General features: G+C 68.9%; 15 protein-coding genes. 5 read left to right on the forward strand and 10 right to left on the reverse strand.

Annotation, left to right across the window (positions count from 1 at the left end):
* Window positions 1–187: 187 nt before the first annotated feature.
* The 4 genes from mnmC2 to AC2YHT_RS22040 all read right to left on the reverse strand — a co-directional run bounded on the left by mnmC2 (window position 188) and on the right by AC2YHT_RS22040 (window position 5,400).
* Entirely contained in the window at window positions 188–1,966 is a 1,779-nt protein-coding gene (gene mnmC2, locus AC2YHT_RS22025; RefSeq protein WP_487292011.1) for a tRNA (5-methylaminomethyl-2-thiouridine)(34)-methyltransferase MnmC2, read from the reverse strand.
* 76 nt (window positions 1,967–2,042) lie between these two features.
* Window positions 2,043–2,348 carry a hypothetical protein gene (locus AC2YHT_RS22030; protein ID WP_487292012.1) on the reverse strand — a complete coding sequence of 102 codons (306 nt, stop codon included), beginning with the start codon at window positions 2,346–2,348 and terminating at the stop codon, window positions 2,043–2,045.
* 143 nt (window positions 2,349–2,491) lie between these two features.
* Window positions 2,492–3,361, reverse strand: coding sequence for a flagellar motor stator protein MotA (motA, locus tag AC2YHT_RS22035; RefSeq protein WP_487292013.1), 870 nt, complete (start codon window positions 3,359–3,361; stop codon window positions 2,492–2,494).
* 236 nt (window positions 3,362–3,597) lie between these two features.
* A complete protein-coding gene (locus tag AC2YHT_RS22040) occupies window positions 3,598–5,400 on the reverse strand; it encodes a methyl-accepting chemotaxis protein (protein WP_487292014.1) in 1,803 nt (600 codons plus the stop codon).
* Between the two features lie 133 nt (window positions 5,401–5,533).
* On the opposite strand from AC2YHT_RS22040, the gene AC2YHT_RS22045 reads away from it, so the two are divergent.
* The 3 genes from AC2YHT_RS22045 to vapC are packed head-to-tail and all read left to right on the forward strand — an operon-like array spanning window position 5,534 to window position 7,539.
* Window positions 5,534–6,850, forward strand: a complete 1,317-nt coding sequence (locus AC2YHT_RS22045; protein ID WP_487292015.1) for an MFS transporter — start codon at window positions 5,534–5,536, stop codon at window positions 6,848–6,850.
* A 54-nt stretch (window positions 6,851–6,904) separates the two neighbouring features.
* A complete protein-coding gene (gene vapB / locus AC2YHT_RS22050; RefSeq protein WP_110121377.1) occupies window positions 6,905–7,126 on the forward strand; it encodes a type II toxin-antitoxin system VapB family antitoxin in 222 nt (73 codons plus the stop codon).
* Window positions 7,126–7,539, forward strand: coding sequence for a type II toxin-antitoxin system tRNA(fMet)-specific endonuclease VapC (gene vapC / locus AC2YHT_RS22055; protein WP_487292016.1), 414 nt, complete (start codon window positions 7,126–7,128; stop codon window positions 7,537–7,539). Before vapB ends, vapC begins: the two co-directional genes overlap by 1 nt.
* A 14-nt stretch (window positions 7,540–7,553) precedes the next feature.
* Here the strand turns inward: vapC and AC2YHT_RS22060 are convergent, their stop codons facing one another.
* Entirely contained in the window at window positions 7,554–8,036 is a 483-nt protein-coding gene (locus AC2YHT_RS22060) for an ASCH/PUA domain-containing protein (protein WP_487292017.1), read from the reverse strand.
* 220 nt (window positions 8,037–8,256) lie between these two features.
* On the opposite strand from AC2YHT_RS22060, the gene AC2YHT_RS22065 reads away from it, so the two are divergent.
* Entirely contained in the window at window positions 8,257–9,174 is a 918-nt protein-coding gene (locus AC2YHT_RS22065; protein ID WP_487292018.1) for a hypothetical protein, read from the forward strand.
* Between the two features lie 77 nt (window positions 9,175–9,251).
* Here the strand turns inward: AC2YHT_RS22065 and rpoH are convergent, their stop codons facing one another.
* The 5 genes from rpoH to AC2YHT_RS22090 all read right to left on the reverse strand — a co-directional run bounded on the left by rpoH (window position 9,252) and on the right by AC2YHT_RS22090 (window position 14,616).
* Window positions 9,252–10,139 carry an RNA polymerase sigma factor RpoH gene (rpoH, locus tag AC2YHT_RS22070; RefSeq protein ID WP_487292019.1) on the reverse strand — a complete coding sequence of 296 codons (888 nt, stop codon included), beginning with the start codon at window positions 10,137–10,139 and terminating at the stop codon, window positions 9,252–9,254.
* Between the two features lie 454 nt (window positions 10,140–10,593).
* Complete coding sequence (locus AC2YHT_RS22075) at window positions 10,594–10,959, reverse strand: hypothetical protein (RefSeq protein WP_487292020.1); 366 nt, start codon at window positions 10,957–10,959, stop codon at window positions 10,594–10,596.
* The gene (locus AC2YHT_RS22080) at window positions 10,956–11,477 is read right to left on the reverse strand and encodes a hypothetical protein (protein ID WP_487292021.1); all 522 of its coding nucleotides are present in this window, start codon (window positions 11,475–11,477) and stop codon (window positions 10,956–10,958) included. The genes AC2YHT_RS22075 and AC2YHT_RS22080 overlap by 4 nt, the downstream gene beginning before the upstream one ends.
* Window positions 11,477–11,848 carry a hypothetical protein gene (locus tag AC2YHT_RS22085; protein ID WP_487292022.1) on the reverse strand — a complete coding sequence of 124 codons (372 nt, stop codon included), beginning with the start codon at window positions 11,846–11,848 and terminating at the stop codon, window positions 11,477–11,479. The genes AC2YHT_RS22080 and AC2YHT_RS22085 overlap by 1 nt, the downstream gene beginning before the upstream one ends.
* Before the next feature lie 632 nt (window positions 11,849–12,480).
* Entirely contained in the window at window positions 12,481–14,616 is a 2,136-nt protein-coding gene (locus AC2YHT_RS22090; RefSeq protein ID WP_487292023.1) for a histidine kinase dimerization/phosphoacceptor domain -containing protein, read from the reverse strand.
* A 209-nt stretch (window positions 14,617–14,825) separates the two neighbouring features.
* On the opposite strand from AC2YHT_RS22090, the gene AC2YHT_RS22095 reads away from it, so the two are divergent.
* Window positions 14,826–15,182: a phage holin family protein gene (locus AC2YHT_RS22095; RefSeq protein WP_487292024.1), complete on the forward strand. Its 357-nt coding sequence runs from the start codon at window positions 14,826–14,828 to the stop codon at window positions 15,180–15,182.
* The last annotated feature ends 10 nt before the right edge of the window (window positions 15,183–15,192 follow it).

The raw sequence follows: 15,192 nt of genomic DNA on the forward strand, positions 1-15,192 counted from the left end.
ACTCCGGGGCCTTTTGCTTTTGATCCTTCTCCCCTTGCGGGAGAAGGTGGCGGCGAAGCCGACGGATGAGGGGTCTCTCAGAACTTCAAGGCCCCACCCGGTCGACCCGCCGTTCGCGGCGGATAGGGCTTTCGACCCCTCACCCGACCCGCTTCGCGGGCCACCCTCTCCCGCAAGGGGAGAGGGATCAGCGATTGGGCTCCACCAACCCCGCCAGCGCCCGCGGCAGCGGCGACGGCGCGCCCAGCATCAGCGCCACCACATGCTCGGCCAGCAGCGGGGCGGTGGTGAAGCCTCGTCCGCCCAGGCCGCCCAGTACGAAGAGGCCCTTCGGCGCGCCGGGAACCGCGCCCGCCAGGGGCAGATGGTCGGCCGTCGTGGCGCGCACGGCGGCGCGGCCGTCGAGCGGGTTATCCGCGAGGCGGGCGGCGAGGTCCGGCCGCCCCTTGGCCAGGGCCGCGCGGTTGCGGGCGTGATCGGCCTCGCGTAGCTCGGTCGCCGTCTCGCCCCGGTCATGGGTGGCGCCGAACAGCACGCCGCCCTCGCGGGTGGGAACGGCGTAGCCGCCGAAGGCGGCGGGGGTGATCGCCGTGTCGATGTGGCCGGTCCAGCTGGTCTGGCCGCGCACCGGGCGGATGGACGCCTCGGGCCACAGCCGGACCAGGTCGGCGCCGCCGGCCAGCACGACGGCGTCCGTGGTCGCCAGGACCGCGCCGGCCTCGTCGAGCAGCCGCCAGCCGTCGTCGCTGGGCTCGATCCGCGCGACCTCGGCGGCGATCGCCTCGCCTCGCCAGGCGGCGAGGACGGCGGCGGGTTCGACCACGCGGGCCAGGGCCATGGAAAGCGCGCCGCTCGCCGGCTCGCCCAGAGAGGCGCTCGCCGTCCCGGCGTCCAAGACGGTCATTTCGCCGGCGGCGAACAGCTCCTGGCCGGTGATGGCGGCGAAGCGGTCGGGATCCTTGGGGCCGGTCGTCAGCCGCAGCACGCCGCGCGCCAGCACCGCGTCGGGGATGGCTTCGTAAAGAGCGGCGGCGCGGGCCAGGGCCTGGGCGGGGAAGGCCGCGCGCGGGCCGCCGCCGGCGTCCAGCGCCGGGGTGACCAGGGCGGCCGGGTTGCCCGAGGCCGGGTCGCGGCCGGCGTCGATCACCGTCACGGTCAGGCCTTCGACCCGGGCGGCGCGGGCCAGGCTGGCCGCCGCGACGCCGCCGCCGACGATCGTCAGGCTCTTGGGTCGACGCGGCGCGGGGCGCTCGCCGGGGAAGGTCGCTTCCAGCCGTTCCTTCTTGCGGCCGAAGCCGGGGCGCTTTTCCCAGGCGAAGCCGGCGGCGGCCAGGCCACGGCGTACGGCCCCGGCGACGGTGAAGGTCGCGGCCCGTGCGCCGGGCGCTGTGCGGGCGGCGATGGCGGCGAGAATCTCCTCGCTCCACATGGCCGGATTGAGGGCCGGCGAGAAGCCGTCGAGGAACCAGGCGTCGGCCGCGCCGCTCCAGGCCTCCAGCGCCTCCGCCACGTCCATGACGGCCAGGTCCAGCACCGCGTCGAAACCGGGCAGGTCGATGCGGTGGAAGCCGCGCGCGGCGCTGGGCCAGTGGTCGAGCAGCACCTGGGCGGCCTCGCCCAGTTCCGGCCAGACGGCCAGGGCGCGGGCGGCCTCGTCGCGGGTGATCGGATGGGCCTCGATCGAGAAGATGTTGAGACGCCCGCCCGGCGGCTTCTCCCGCCGCCACAGATCCAGCAGGGCGGCGATGTTCAGTCCCGTGCCGAAGCCCAGCTCGCCGACCACGAAGCGGTCGCGCCCCGCCCAGGCGCCCGGCAGGCCGCAGCCTTCCAGGAACACCGCCCGCGTCTCGGCTAGGCCGTCGGCGCTGGAGAAGTAGACGTCGCCATAGAGCCGCGACTGCGGCAGGCCGTCCTCGCGCCAGATCAGCGGGGAGTCCAAGGCGGTGTCTGAAGAGTCGGAAGTCATGGCGCCATCATAGAAGAAGGGCCGCCCTCGCGGACGGCCCTTCGGATAGTCGAAGCTCGAAAAGGCCTGAAAAGGCTCAGTGGCCTTCGGTCTTCTTCTCTTCGGCAGGAGCTGCGGCGGCGGCCGGGGCCGTACCTTCGGCGGCCGAGACGGCGTCCGGTTCGGCGGCGGCGTCGGCGGCGGCCTTGTTGGCGTCGGCGGCGGCCTGGTCCTCGGCCGAGCCGGCGTCGGCGGCGGTCACTTCGCTGGCGCCGGCGGCGGCGGCCGCGGCGGCCTTCTCGTCGGCGGCGGGAGCCTCGTCCTTCTTGCCGCAGGCGGCCAGCGACAGGGCGGTCATGGCCGCGCCGGCGATGAGGATCTTGCGGAGGACTTGGGTGGTCATCGGGGCATCCCTTGCGACGTCTAAATGGAAACGCCCGGCGTGGGAGCCGGGCGCCATGGTGGCAAGGAACCGCTTTTCACGCCCCGTTGCAAGCAAAGATCACGGGCGCGTGATCTGGCCGTACGCGGACGGTCGGAGCGGGCTCAGCCCTCTGCCGGGATCTGCGACAGGGCCTCTTCCAGCTCGACGAAGCTGGGCTGGCAGACGCTGGGCACGTTGCCGCGGCCGATCTCGACGCTGATCTGGGCGGCGTTGCCGTGCAGGTGGGCGACGAGCACCGCCTGGATGATCTTGTAGAAGGCGCCGTCCTCGTTGACGACGGCCTGCAGGCGGGCGGCCATCGGGCCGACCAGGCCGTAGGCCATGAACACGCCGAGGAAGGTGCCGACCAGGGCGCCGCCGATCATGCCGCCGAGCACGGCGGGCGGTTCGGTGATCGAGCCCATGGTCTTGATGACGCCCAGCACGGCGGCGACGATGCCCAGGGCGGGCAGGGCGTCGGCCATGGATTGCAGGGCGTGGGCCGGCTCGAGCGCCTCGTGGTGGTGCTTCTCGAGCTGCTTTTCCATCGCGTCCTCGACCTGGTGGGGATCCTCCAGGTTCATGGTCATCATCCGCAGGGTGTCGCAGATGAAGTCGACGGCGAAGTGGTCTTTCGAGATCTTCGGGTAGCGCGAGAAGATCGAACTGTCGTGCGGCTTTTCGATGTGGCTTTCCAGGGCGATGACGCCCTTGGACTTCATCGTCTTGGTCAGCAGGAACAGCAGGGCCAGCAGGTCGCGATAGTCACCGGCCTTCCACTTGGGACCGGCGAAGATCTTGCCGAAGCCGCCGGCGGTGGCCTTGATGACGGTCATCGAGTTGGAGATCAGGAACGCGGCGACGCCCGCGCCCAGGATGGCCATCAGTTCGTGAGGGGCCGCCTCGATGATGACGTCCATCTTGCCGCCACCCATCAGGTAGCTGCCGAACACGAGGCCGAAGAGCAGCACGATGCCGATGATCTGGAACATGACGTCAGGAGGCCCCGAAGAATTCAGCCCGCATCATGGCTGTTAATGATTAATCCAAGGTATCGGCGGTTTGCAGGTCCGTGCGGCGGCTGAGCGCAGGCCGACGAATTGGGCGGCGGTCGCCGCCGGGGCGAAAACCTCGTCCTTCGACAAGCTCAGGATGAGGTTTTTCCACCGCCTTGACCCGCAAATGGTCCTCACCCTGAGCCTGTCGAAGGGCGGGGACCACGCAGGGCCTATGCCGCTCTCGAAGGCTTGCGAGCCGCAGCGGTGCCACCAACCCGGAAGCGGCCGATCAGGTGGGAAAGAGTGGCGGCCTCGGTCTTGAGGCTGTGGCTGGCGGCGGTGGACTGCTCGACCATGGCGGCGTTCTGCTGGACGGTCTGGTCCATCAGGTTGATGGCGCCGTTGACCTCCGACAGGCCGGCCGACTGCTCGGCGGCCGAGGCGGCGATCTCGCCCACCAGCCCGTCGATCTCGCCCACCTTGTCGGCGATGGCCTGAAGGGCCTGGCCGGTCTCGCCGACCATCGACACGCCCTGCTCGACTTCGCGGGCGGCGGTGGCGATCAGCACCTTGATCTCACGGGCCGCTTCGGCCGAGCGCTGGGCCAGGGCCCGCACCTCCATGGCGACGACGGCGAAGCCCTTGCCGCTGTCGCCCGCGCGGGCGGCCTCGACCCCGGCGTTGAGCGCCAGAAGGTTGGTCTGGAAGGCGATCTCGTCGATCACCCCGACGATGCGGCCGATCTCGCGCGAGGAGGCCTCGATGCGGGTCATGGCCCCGACGGCGTCGCCGACCACGACGCGCGAGCGCTGGGCGTCGCTGCGGGCCGCGCCCACCACGATGGCCGCGCTCTTGGCGCCCGCCGAGCTGCGGCGGACGGTGGCGGTGATCTCGTCGAGAGCGGCGGCGGTCTCCTCCAGGCTGGCGGCCTGGCGCTCGCTGCGGCGGGAGAGGTCGTCGGCGGCGCAGGCGATCTCGTCGCTGCCGGCCTCGATGCCGCCGGCCGAGCGGACGATCACCTTCAGAGCGTCCTCCATCTGGGCGATGGCGGCGTTGAAGTCGGCGCGCAGGCGCTCGTATTCGGCGGGGAAGGCGATGTCGACGCGGCGGGTCAGGTCGCCCTGGGCCAGGGCGCGCAGGCCGCCGGCCAGGCTGTCTACCACGGCCTCCAATTGTACGCGGGCGGCTTCGCGTTCGGCCTCGGCGGACTGGCGCGCGGCTTCGGCCGCCTGGCGCTCGATCTCGACCTGACGCTCGACGGCGATCTTCTCGATGGCGGCGTCCTTGAAGCGCAGCACGGCCTTGGCCATGGCGCCGATCTCGTCGCGGCGGTCGACGTCGGGCACTTCGACGCCGTTGTCGCCGCCGGCCAGGCGGGTCATGACGCCGGTCAGGGCGGTCACCGGCCGGCCCAGCACGCGGGTCAGCAGCCAGGCCAGGCCCAGCGAGGCGAGGAGGCCGAGGATCCCGCCCACCACGATGCCGAGGAAGGCGCGCCCGAAGGCCCGCTCGCGGCTGGCCGAACGCACGACCTCGTCGCGATGCTCCTGGGCCTCGACCTCGGCCAGCACCTTGCGCAGGTCGGCCAGGCGGTCGCTGGCCTCCGTCCGCGTCGCGGCCTGGGCGCGGCCCTCGGGCGTGGCGGCCATGGCGATCAGGGCCTGGGCCTCGGCCTTGTACTGCTTGCGGGCGTCCGAGAGTTTGGCGGCGGCGGTCGCGTAGTCGCCGGCCGCGTCGGCGTTGCGCAGGGCGTCGAGGTCGGCCTCCAGGGCCCTTTCGGCCACGTCGAAGCGCTTGATGTGCTCGCTGGCGCCCGAGGCGACATAGCCGAGGATGGCGTTCTGCTGCTCCAGGGCCGCGGCCTGCATGCGGGCGCTGGCCATGGTCAAGGCCATGGAGTCGTCGGTCATCTCGGTCGCCTTGCGCAGCGACCACAGGTCCAGGGCGACCACGGCGCTGGCCGCGCCGCAGATGGTGATCATGGCCGCGAAGGCCAGCAGCAGTTTGTGGGGGACGGAGATGTGACGCAGCATGGCCCCACTACGCGCCCGCGCCATGAGCGGACCCTTAATTCGGGGCGTCCCAGGGTTGCGGCAAAGCGTCCCGGTATCGCTGGGGATTTCCTTGGGCTTCCCCTCGGGACGAACGCACTCTAACGTTTGTTCGATGTCTGCCGCCGCTCAAGATCAACAGGTCAACCGGCGGGCCTTCGCCATCCTTTTCGGGGTGTCGGCGGCCACGGCGCTGGGCAATACGGGCATGCTGTCCGTCCTTCCCGCCATCGGCCGGCAGATCGGCATCCCAGACGCCATGGTGGCGGCGATCTTCTCGCTGTCGGCCCTGCTGTGGGCGCTGTCCTCGCCGTTCTGGGCCAAGCGGTCGGATGTGCGGGGGCGCAAGCCCCTGATCCTGCTGGGGCTGGGCGGCTTCTGCGTGTCGATGACCCTGTGCGCCTTCGTGGTCAGCGCCGGGCTGCACCACCTCTTCCCGCCGATGCTGGTGTTCGTGCTGTTCCTGCTGGCGCGGGCGCTGTTTGGCCTGTTCGGCTCGGCCGCCAATCCGGCAACCCAGGCCTATCTGGCCGAGCGCACCAGGCGCGAGGAGCGCACTCAGGCCATGGCCACTCTGGCCGGGGCGTTCGGCCTGGGTACGGTGGTCGGACCGCTGCTGGCGCCGCTGTTCGTGCTGCCGGTGGTGGGCCTGGCCGGGCCGATGTTCGCCTTCGCCGGGCTGGCGGCGGTGATGATGTGGATCGTGCACCGGGGCCTGGAGGAGGCCAAGCGTCCGGCCAGCGGGGGCGAGGTCCAGCCCCGCGCTCGCCTGGCCTTTCCGTCGCTGCGGCGGGGCGACAGCCTGTGGCGCGACCCTCGCCTGATGCCCTTTCTGATCTTCGGCTTCCTGGTGGCCACCTGCCAGACGGCCCAGACCCAGACCCTGGGCTTTCTGATCATCGACAAGCTGGGCGTCGCGCCGGTCAAGGCCCAGGGCTTCATCACCCTGGCCATGGCGGCCGGGGCGGTGGCGGGGCTGCTGGCGCAGTGGGGCCTGATCCGGATGTTCGCCATGGGCCCGCGCGAACTGATGCGCTGGGGCGTGGGGGTGGCGGCCCTGGGTAATGTGGTCGTGGCCTTCGCGCCGGACTATGCGGCGGTGGCCATCGGCTATGCGGTGTCGTCGCTGGGCTATGGCTTCGCGCGGCCGGGCTTCACGGCGGGGGCGTCGCTGTCGGTCGAGGCCAAGGACCAGGCCGGGGCGGCCGGCGCCATCGCCGCCATCAACGGCCTCAACGTGGTGGTCGCGCCGCTGTTCGTGCTGCTCTACGAGGCCGTGCGCTGGGCCCCGTTTGTGCTCAACGCCCTGATCCTGGCGGCCATGCTGGCCTACGCCCTGCGCCAGGCCGTGCTGCGCAAGGTCAGCGACGAGGAAACGCCGGGCGAGGCGACCCTGGCCGGCCTGGAACGCGGCGATGAGGGCGGGGTGTAGGCGGTCGCGGAATTTTGGGATATACTATCTGTATATCCAAAGTGGGGATCTTTCATGGTCAAGACCACCTTGTTCCAATCGAACCGCTCTCAGGCCGTTCGACTTTCCAAGGAAGTGGCTTTTCCCGAAGGCGTTCGCTCGGTGACCGTGCTGCGTGAAGGAAACCGGCGGGTCATCGTACCGTCCGACGCACTTTGGGATGATTTCTTCGACGAGCCCGGTATCGATCTCGGCGAGCGCGATCAGCCCGTGGCCCAGGATCGCGAAAGCTTCTGATGCTGCGCTATATGCTGGACACCAACCTGTGCATCCGTGTGCTCAGGGATCGCCCGCCCAGCTTGCGCGAACGATTCAACAGCAATGCCGATGCGCTTTGCATCTCGACGATCGTGCTGACCGAACTCCTGCACGGTGCGGCCAAGTCGGCCCGGCCCGAGCATCATCGTGACTTGGTGGAGCGTTTCGCCGCCAAACTAGAGGTGCTGTCCTTCGACGCCTATGCGGCCGATCACGCTGCGGATATTCGAGCCCGCCTTGAACGAGCCGGGCGTCCGATCGGCGGATACGACCTGCTTATAGCCGGCCACGCTCGTTCGCGTGGCCTTGCCGTCATCACCGGCAACCTTGTCGAGTTCGGTAGGGTCGAAGGATTGCGCTGTGAGGATTGGACCGCCAGCGACATCGGCTGACGGTCCTCAGACCCTCACCCCTTGCGGATGATCCGCGCGGCGGCGGCGTGGAAGGCCGCGTCGGTTTCGGCCAGGTTGGCCACCGCGCCATGGCGGTCGGCGGCGACGCTCATGCCGGTGGTGGTGTAGGACTGCGACACCCGGCGGGCTTCCTCGCCGCGCAGGGCGGCGTTGGCGGCGGCGGTCTCGTGCCACTCGGCCAGCTCGCCGGCGGTCAGCGGGTGGTCCTCGGCGGCGCTCGGGTGGTGCACCACGTCGCCGAAGCCGATGGCCACGAAGCCGTGAATGACGCCGTAGTCTTCTTCCGACAGCAGGAAGGTGATCTGACGCTCTTCGATCTGGCCGGTATAGACGTCCTGATCGGGATCGAACTCGCGCAGCACCAGCACGTCGCCGACCTTGAATTCGCGGTCGTTGCGGCGGATCTCGAAGCGCTTCTTGCCCGAGCGGACGGCGGCGAAATACTGCGGCCAGGTCTTCAGTTCGTGACGGGTCATGGAAAGTCTTTGAATTGGCGCCCGAAAGCGCCGGAAAAATCGAAGGCGACGCTCTTAGAGCGCGTCGGCGGCGAGGAAAAGGCGGTTTGTGACCGGGCCGTGACGCGCAGGCGAGGAAACCAGCGGCATCATAGCAGCAAGTCGCGCCAACCCCAGGCGGCGATTGACGATGCGCGGGCGTCGCGGTCAAGTTCGCGCTCAACTTTGGGGGGAGATGGGCGTGCGGCGGATCGGGGCGGTGCTGGCGGTCGTCGGGCTGGTGGCGTCAATGACGGCCTCGATGGCCCAGGCTGCGTCACCGCCCGGGGTGGCGCGCTACGTCGCGCCCGTCGAGGAGCGCTTCTGCCTGCAGGCGGCCGACGCCGGACTGCCGGGCGACGGCGTGGCCGTGCTGGTCTGGCGGACGCCGTCGAGCGGCCCTGGGAAGGCGTTCGTGTCCTTCGACTCCCGCCTGAAGCCGGGCGGCGAGGTGCTGAGTTTCTCGCCTGAATTCCTGACCCTGGCGGCGGACGGCTCCGCGACGGTGCGGTTCGTGGACAACTGGGGCGCGCCGGCGAGGGCGCGTGTCCGCCGGTCCGGAGACGAGGTCGAGATCGACTTGGCGCGACGGGGCGAGGCGCTGGCGCCGTCGCCGGCCAAGGCCGTCAACTACGGCCGCTTCACGCTCAGCAAGGCCGCCTGCCGCGCCGCGGATCTGGACGAGCTGTCCTGGGCGGTCGCGGGCGACGCCTACGATCTGTGGCGCTACACGCCCAGACGGAACGGTCGCGGCGCGGTGGCCGAGTTCATCGCCGGCCCCGGCAGCATTCCCTTCCGCGCGACCTGCGAGCGCGCGACGCTGCGGCTGGAGTTCTTCACCGACGAGGGCGATCCGCGCACCTGGGACACGGATCTGCGGGACCTGCTGCTGATCCTCAGGGACCCGGCAACGGAGCACGAGCAGAACCTGGTCCTGAAGGGCGAGCCGAAGGCGCGCAGCATCGTCGGGCGCCTGGCGCTGACGCCAGCCCTGGCCCGCGCCGTGGCGACGGCGCCGATGATCTCGCTCTACGGCGAGAACGGTCCGTCGAACGAGTATCCGGGCGGCCGCTCCGAAGGCTTCCGGCGGCTGGTGCGGGAGTGCGCGCCCAAGGCCTGATCCGGGTCCGGTCCACGCATGAAAAAGGCCGCCGCGGGGGAGCGCGGCGGCCTTCTTGCTAGGCGAAGGGGGGAGCCTTACGCCTCGACCATGTTCTTGGCGAGGGCCGCCTCGCGCATGGACTTCTGCAGCTTCTCGAAGGCCCGGACCTCGATCTGGCGGACCCGCTCGCGGCTGACGCCGTACTGGGCGGCCAGGTCTTCCAGGGTGGTCGGGTCGTCCTTCAGGCGGCGCTCGGTCAGGATGTGACGCTCGCGGTCGGTCAGTTCGACCATGGCCTCTTCCAGGAGGCTCATCCGCATGGACTTTTCCTGGTTCTCGGCGACCACGGTCTCTTGCGAAACCTGGTCGTCGTCGGCCAGCCAGTCCTGCCACTCGCTTTCGCCGTCGGCGCGCAGGGGCGCGTTCAGCGAGGCGTCGGGACCGCCCAGACGGCGGTTCATCGAGATGACCTCGCTGTCCAGCACGCCCAACTTGGTGGCGATGTAGCTGACCTGGTCGGGGCGCAGGTCGCCGTCCTGGAAGGCGGCGATCTGGCTCTTGGCCTTGCGCAGGTTGAAGAACAGCTTCTTCTGCGCGGCGGTCGTGCCCATCTTCACCAGCGACCACGAGCGCAGGATGTACTCCTGGATCGAGGCGCGGATCCACCACATGGCGTAGGTGGCCAGGCGGAAGCCCTTCTCGGGCTCGAACTTCTTGACCGCCTGCATCAGGCCGACATTGCCTTCGGAGATCACTTCCCCGATCGGCAGGCCGTAGCCGCGATAGCCCATGGCGATCTTGGCCACGAGGCGCAGGTGGCTGGTGACCATCTTGTGCGCGGCGTCGCTGTCCTGATGCTCTTTCCAGCGCTGGGCGAGCATGAACTCCTCGTCCTTCGCCAGCATCGGGAACTTGCGGATTTCGGTGAGGTAGCGCGACAGGCCGCCGTCCGGCGACATCACCGACAAGGAATTCACTGCCATGAGTTCAACATCCCCTGGGCCCGGAGCCAACGTGGCTCCTAAAGCCCACTTTCGAATGGGTGAGATAGGTACGGGTTGCGGCGAAGGTAAGGTCGATAACGCAAATGTAATGTCCGACACCGTGGCTCAGGTATTGGACATTTCGATGGCGGAATGAACGTTCATTCTCAAAAAAAATGAACGATCATTCTCAAAATTGCAAGGGGGTATGGAAAGGGGCGCCTGCTCCATAATAGCCCGTCATTCCCGCCCGAGAGTCCTCTGGGACGGCTAGCGGTCCGGCGAGAAACCCGCCAACGGTGTTGAGCCGTTGGCCTCCATCGCCCTGCGCCCACTGGAGGACGGTCTCGAATTCGCTGCGAAGCTCGGCGAAAATCTGACCCCCGTTTGGGTCGGGCGTGAGGATGATCTCTTTGATCAGCGCCCGCAACGCCTGGGCCGCTTCGTTGCGCTCTTAGGGCTGGCTGAGCGCCTCACTCAGCCGTTCGACCTTGCGCCGGTAAAGCTCGGCCATGTTGGGGTGAAGGTCGGGCACATCGACCATCTGCTCGGCGAGCTTGGCCTCCAGCGCGTCCACCTCGGCCCCCAGCCCCTTCAGCCGCTCCATGAGGGGGCGGGTGCGGAAGAGGTCTCGGTTCGCCTCGTTGAGGGTGTGGCTGGTCAGCGGCACCTCCATGATATCCCCGAGGGCGTCGGCCGCCATGTCCCTGTTTAGGAACACGCGCTTTCCGCCCTCCAGGCACAGGATGATGCCGTCCCGAGAGTAATCGTGGAAGCTTCCGAGGACCGCCAACCCGTCGTAGGTGGCGGTTGAACTCATTCGGACTTGATGGTCCCGAGGCCGGCGGCTTGGGTAACGTCCGTCAGCATTGAGGCCGCAACCTTGGCCTTCTTCTTGGCCGTCGCGGCCGCACGACCGTATTGGGTCCTGACGTAGACGACCCCGCCCTGGGCCTTCGCCTGACGCTTGGTCGGGGCGGGCCGCTTGTAGCGAGGAACCTCCTTGGGGGTCATCACTTCGATATCGGGACCTAGCCCCGAAACAGCCAATTGGGCGTCCCGCACGACGTCGGCGAATGCCCTTGGCCCCAACTGGCCTGGCTGAATGCTGACGCCCAGGGCCTTTTGGGCCTCGCTCATGCGCTGGGCCTCTGCCGCAAGCTCCTCACGAAGGCGCGCAGTTTCCGCATCGAGCTTTGCTTTGACTTCTGCGACCTGGCTCATCGTGTTCGCGTGCCGGCGCGATTGAACGGTCAAGGCCGCGCTGGCAGCGCCGACGAGCATGGTGGTGCCGAAGACGATCCAGCGAACGGTGTCTGCACTGACTTCCATGGACATCACCTCGTGAACTCAGAATACCAGATCATGCCGGCGACCGACAGCGAGCACACCAGCGACGTGGTGACGCCCGCAAACGTCAATGTGGCCGTCTGACTGCCGCTAAACAACGGGAACAGGACGTTGGTGCCGATTTGGGCCAGGCAGAGCGTCTTGCAGCAATCCCAGGCGAAGATGCGGCGCTTGTCGATCAGCTTTTGCTCGTCCTCGGCCGAGCGCGGCTTGTTTGCGTCCCGGCCGAGGACCAGGCTCGCGAGCGCATGGAGTGCCCCCGACTTGAACCGATAGCTCTTCAAAAGCGCACTGATTGCCTCTCTCGACTCGGCCACAGCCTCATCCACTGATCGATTGGAGCCGGTCTTGTTGGTCATCGTCTCTCGCGTCTTGTCCTAGCTTCCGCCACCAGCTCAGCGCCGCGTGGGCCTGCGAACAGGAGCACCAGGCGGATCGTGCTAGCGGTGATGAGCGCTAGGACTGTTACACCAAAAAATTGTAAGATCGCCAGTGCAGCTTCTACTAGGTGGCTCACACGACGAACCTGTACCCCCAAGCCTCATAAACAGACGGCGACAGCATATCGGTCAGCGAAGTACGTTTTACAGATACGGCGGCGCGGTTAGAGCGCACTGCCTGGAGGCTTGCTGAGGGCCTGCGCAAAGAAGCCGGGCTACCTCAATTCACCTTCGTTGAAGATGGCTGGGATTATGTCCAATTCATCGCGGAAGACTAGTTAGCGAAGCTCCCTTCAATCGCGCTGCTGGTCTCGGCGACGCTCAGTTTGGCCCCCATCCGTGATGGCTCCCCTAAATCAGCACCGAGAGCTTTTGTCGGTTCTGGTGAACGCACGCCCTTGTGGCGGGAAGCCCTCTGTCAGCCGCAAGGGTGGATGGGGCGGACTGCTCAGCAGTGCGCTTGCGCTTCACCTGCGAGCGGCGCCAGGGTTTCCCGCTACAAGGGCGGGAATGACGGGAAGAAAGGGGGGCTGCTGGGTGGCGTAAGGCTATTACCCCGCCGGCGCGTCCAGTTCGGCGCGCACGCCGGGATTGTTGTCGTGATAGGCCAGGGTTCCGGCCAGCTGGCGGACCATGGCGTCCATCATCTTGCTGCCGAAGCCGACGCGAGGGCCCTGCTTGCCGCCGCCCTGGTCGGCGACAGAGAGGCGCACGCGGCCGCCGTGTTCGACCAGGCCGATATCGATCCGGCCCGGCCGGCCGCCATAGGCGTACTTCACCGCGTTGATCACCAGCTCGGTGACCACTAGGCCGATGGTCACGGCCTTGTCGGTCGAGACCGTGGCCGGGGCGGCGTCGACGCGCAGCATCCGCGCCCACTCCTGGCCCAGGGATTCCACCAGCTCCTCGGCCAGCTCAACGAGGTAGCGGTCGAGCGACACCGTCTCCAGCTGGTCGCCGCGATAGAGCCGGCGGTGGACCAGGCCCACGGCGGTGAGCCGGCGGCTGGCCTCTTCCAGCGGCGCGCGGGCGGCCGGATCCTCGATGGTCTTCATCTGGATGGTCAGGAAACCGGCGGCCAGGGCCAGGCTGTTCTGGACCCTATGATTCACCTCGCGCAGCAGAAAGTCCTTCTGCCGCAGCAGGTCGTCCTTGTCGTCCAGCGTGGCGCGCAACTGGCTGTTCAGCTCGGCCGTGCGGCGGGCGCGGCGCAGGTCCAAGAGGTCCTGGCGCAGGCGCAGGGCGGCCTCGGTCTGCGAGGTGCTCCACGGGCGCGAGCGGCCGCGGACCGTCTCGCTCCAGGCGTCGAACGAGGCGCGCGGCGTAAGCGCCCCGTCGCCGCCGGCCGCCTTGGCGGTGCGGTAGGGATCGCCGGCCCAGTGCACGACCTCGACCTCCTCGGCGCGGGTCCACAGCACGGCCAGCAGCGGCGAGCGCTCGACCACCACGCCCATCAGCCCCGAGGCCCAGCTCTTGAAGGCGCTGGCGCCGGGGAAGGCGGCGGCGCTGCGGTCGGTGGCGATCACCCCGCCGGCGTCGACGTCCAGCAGCCAGTCGCGCAGCATGGCGAGAGCAGTGTGCGGCGGTGTCTTGCCGGCCGTCTCGATGCGGTCGTCGCGGAACAGGGCCACGCCGTCGGCCTCGCCCAGGGCGACCAGGTCGGGAACGTGCTCTTCCAGCGCCAGGTCGCCGATGTCGGACTGCGACAGGACCGAGGCCAGGTCGTCGCCCAGGGCGCGCAGGCGCAGCTTCTCGCGCCAGGTCTCGGCCTCTTCCTTGGCCTTGATCTGGCGGGCCAGCCCGCCGGCCAGGGCGCGGCAGGCGGCGCGGATCTCGTAGGGCAGCAGGCGCGGGCTGTTGTGATGGCAGGCTACCAGGCCCCACAGGCGGCCGTCCTTGACGATCGACACCGAGGCCGAGGCGACGACGCCCATGTTGCGCAGGTACTGCAGGTGCACCGGCGAGACGCTGCGCAGGGCCAGGTCGCTCATGTCGAGCTGACCTTCCGGCGCCGGCTCCAGCGGGGCGGGCGTGTAGGCCGAGTCAGGGATCACCCGCACCAGATTGCGCACATAGAGGGCGCGCGCCTGCCGGGGGATGTCCGAGCCGGGGAAGCGGTGGTTGAGGAAGCTCTTCAGATGCTGGGCGCGGTCCTCGCCGACCACCTCGCCAGCGTCGTCCTCGACCCCGAAGCGATAGATCATCACCCGGTCGAAGCCGGTCAGGCGGCGGAACTCCAGGGCGGCGCGATCATAGAGCGTCTTCAGTCCCGGGCAGCGCTCGAAGGCGGCGGCCGCGGCTTCCAGGTGGGTCAGGATCTGCGAGCCGGCCATCGGCCGCTCCAGGCCGGGTTCGATCTCCAGCAGGACGAGCTCGCCCTGCACCGTGGCGCTGAGGTCGAGATTGCGGCCGTTCCGGTGCAGTACGCCGATGAAGCCGCCGGCCGGGCGGGAATTGGAGATGGCGGCCACCTGGCCGGCAAGGTCGTCGCCGATCACGGCGCCGACCGCCTGGTCCAGACACGTCTCGACGCCCAGCAGGCCGGCCACGTCGCCGGCCGCGGCGCGCACGGTCAGGCCCTCGCGGTCCAGCGCCAGCAGCACGCCGTGCGGCTGGATGGCGCCGGGGATGTGGATCGGCTCGCGATCGCAGGCCTGGATCTGCTCGGGCGTCGGCGCGGCCGTCATGCGTCAAGCCTGTCCAGCATTGGGGCGTGCGACGAGAATGCTGCGGTCACGGCGGCGGCTCCAGACGGCCTAGGCCGGTGCTTGACAGTACGTCGCATTGAACAGGCTGACCGTCGTCTTGTCGACATTTGGCCCACGACAACGCGAACGGGGCTTGTCTGCATCTTTCGAGAGCGTCACGGTCGCGCTTGTTTTTCGGAGGCCTCGGCATGACCGGTTTTCTTCTGCGCGCGCTATTCGCGGGGCTGGGGCTCTGGCTGGCGTCGCGGATCGTGCCGGGGATCAGCGCCTCGGGCTGGCAGACGATCGCCATCGCCGCGGTGCTGCTGGGGGTCGTCAACGCGGTGGTGCGGCCGATCGTGGTGCTGCTGACCCTGCCGATCACCCTGGTGACGCTGGGTCTGTTCCTGCTGGTGGTCAACGCCGCCATGCTGGGCCTGGTGGCGATGCTGCTGCGAGGGCTGGTCGTTCACGGCTTCTGGGCCGGCGTCTTCGGCGCGATCGTGATCGGCGTGGTCAGCTGGCTGGGCCATCTGCTGCTGGGCGAAGGCGCCGAGCGGGAATAGAAAGCCCGCG

The sequence above is a fragment of the Caulobacter sp. SRI_008 genome, from assembly GCF_057586355.1.

Excerpts from the sequence above, each read along its gene's own strand:
- mnmC2 (WP_487292011.1), bottom strand. The coding sequence starts at position 1,966 with ATGACTTCCGACTCTTCAGACACCGCCTTGGACTCCCCGCTGATCTGG.
- AC2YHT_RS22030 (WP_487292012.1), bottom strand. The coding sequence starts at position 2,348 with ATGACCACCCAAGTCCTCCGCAAGATCCTCATCGCCGGCGCGGCCATG.
- motA (WP_487292013.1), bottom strand. The coding sequence starts at position 3,361 with ATGTTCCAGATCATCGGCATCGTGCTGCTCTTCGGCCTCGTGTTCGGC.
- AC2YHT_RS22040 (WP_487292014.1), bottom strand. The coding sequence starts at position 5,400 with ATGCTGCGTCACATCTCCGTCCCCCACAAACTGCTGCTGGCCTTCGCG.
- AC2YHT_RS22045 (WP_487292015.1), top strand. The coding sequence starts at position 5,534 with ATGTCTGCCGCCGCTCAAGATCAACAGGTCAACCGGCGGGCCTTCGCC.
- vapB (WP_110121377.1), top strand. The coding sequence starts at position 6,905 with ATGGTCAAGACCACCTTGTTCCAATCGAACCGCTCTCAGGCCGTTCGA.
- vapC (WP_487292016.1), top strand. The coding sequence starts at position 7,126 with ATGCTGCGCTATATGCTGGACACCAACCTGTGCATCCGTGTGCTCAGG.
- AC2YHT_RS22060 (WP_487292017.1), bottom strand. The coding sequence starts at position 8,036 with ATGACCCGTCACGAACTGAAGACCTGGCCGCAGTATTTCGCCGCCGTC.
- rpoH (WP_487292019.1), bottom strand. The coding sequence starts at position 10,139 with ATGGCAGTGAATTCCTTGTCGGTGATGTCGCCGGACGGCGGCCTGTCG.
- AC2YHT_RS22075 (WP_487292020.1), bottom strand. The coding sequence starts at position 10,959 with ATGAGTTCAACCGCCACCTACGACGGGTTGGCGGTCCTCGGAAGCTTC.
- AC2YHT_RS22080 (WP_487292021.1), bottom strand. The coding sequence starts at position 11,477 with ATGTCCATGGAAGTCAGTGCAGACACCGTTCGCTGGATCGTCTTCGGC.
- AC2YHT_RS22085 (WP_487292022.1), bottom strand. The coding sequence starts at position 11,848 with ATGACCAACAAGACCGGCTCCAATCGATCAGTGGATGAGGCTGTGGCC.
- AC2YHT_RS22090 (WP_487292023.1), bottom strand. The coding sequence starts at position 14,616 with ATGACGGCCGCGCCGACGCCCGAGCAGATCCAGGCCTGCGATCGCGAG.
- AC2YHT_RS22095 (WP_487292024.1), top strand. The coding sequence starts at position 14,826 with ATGACCGGTTTTCTTCTGCGCGCGCTATTCGCGGGGCTGGGGCTCTGG.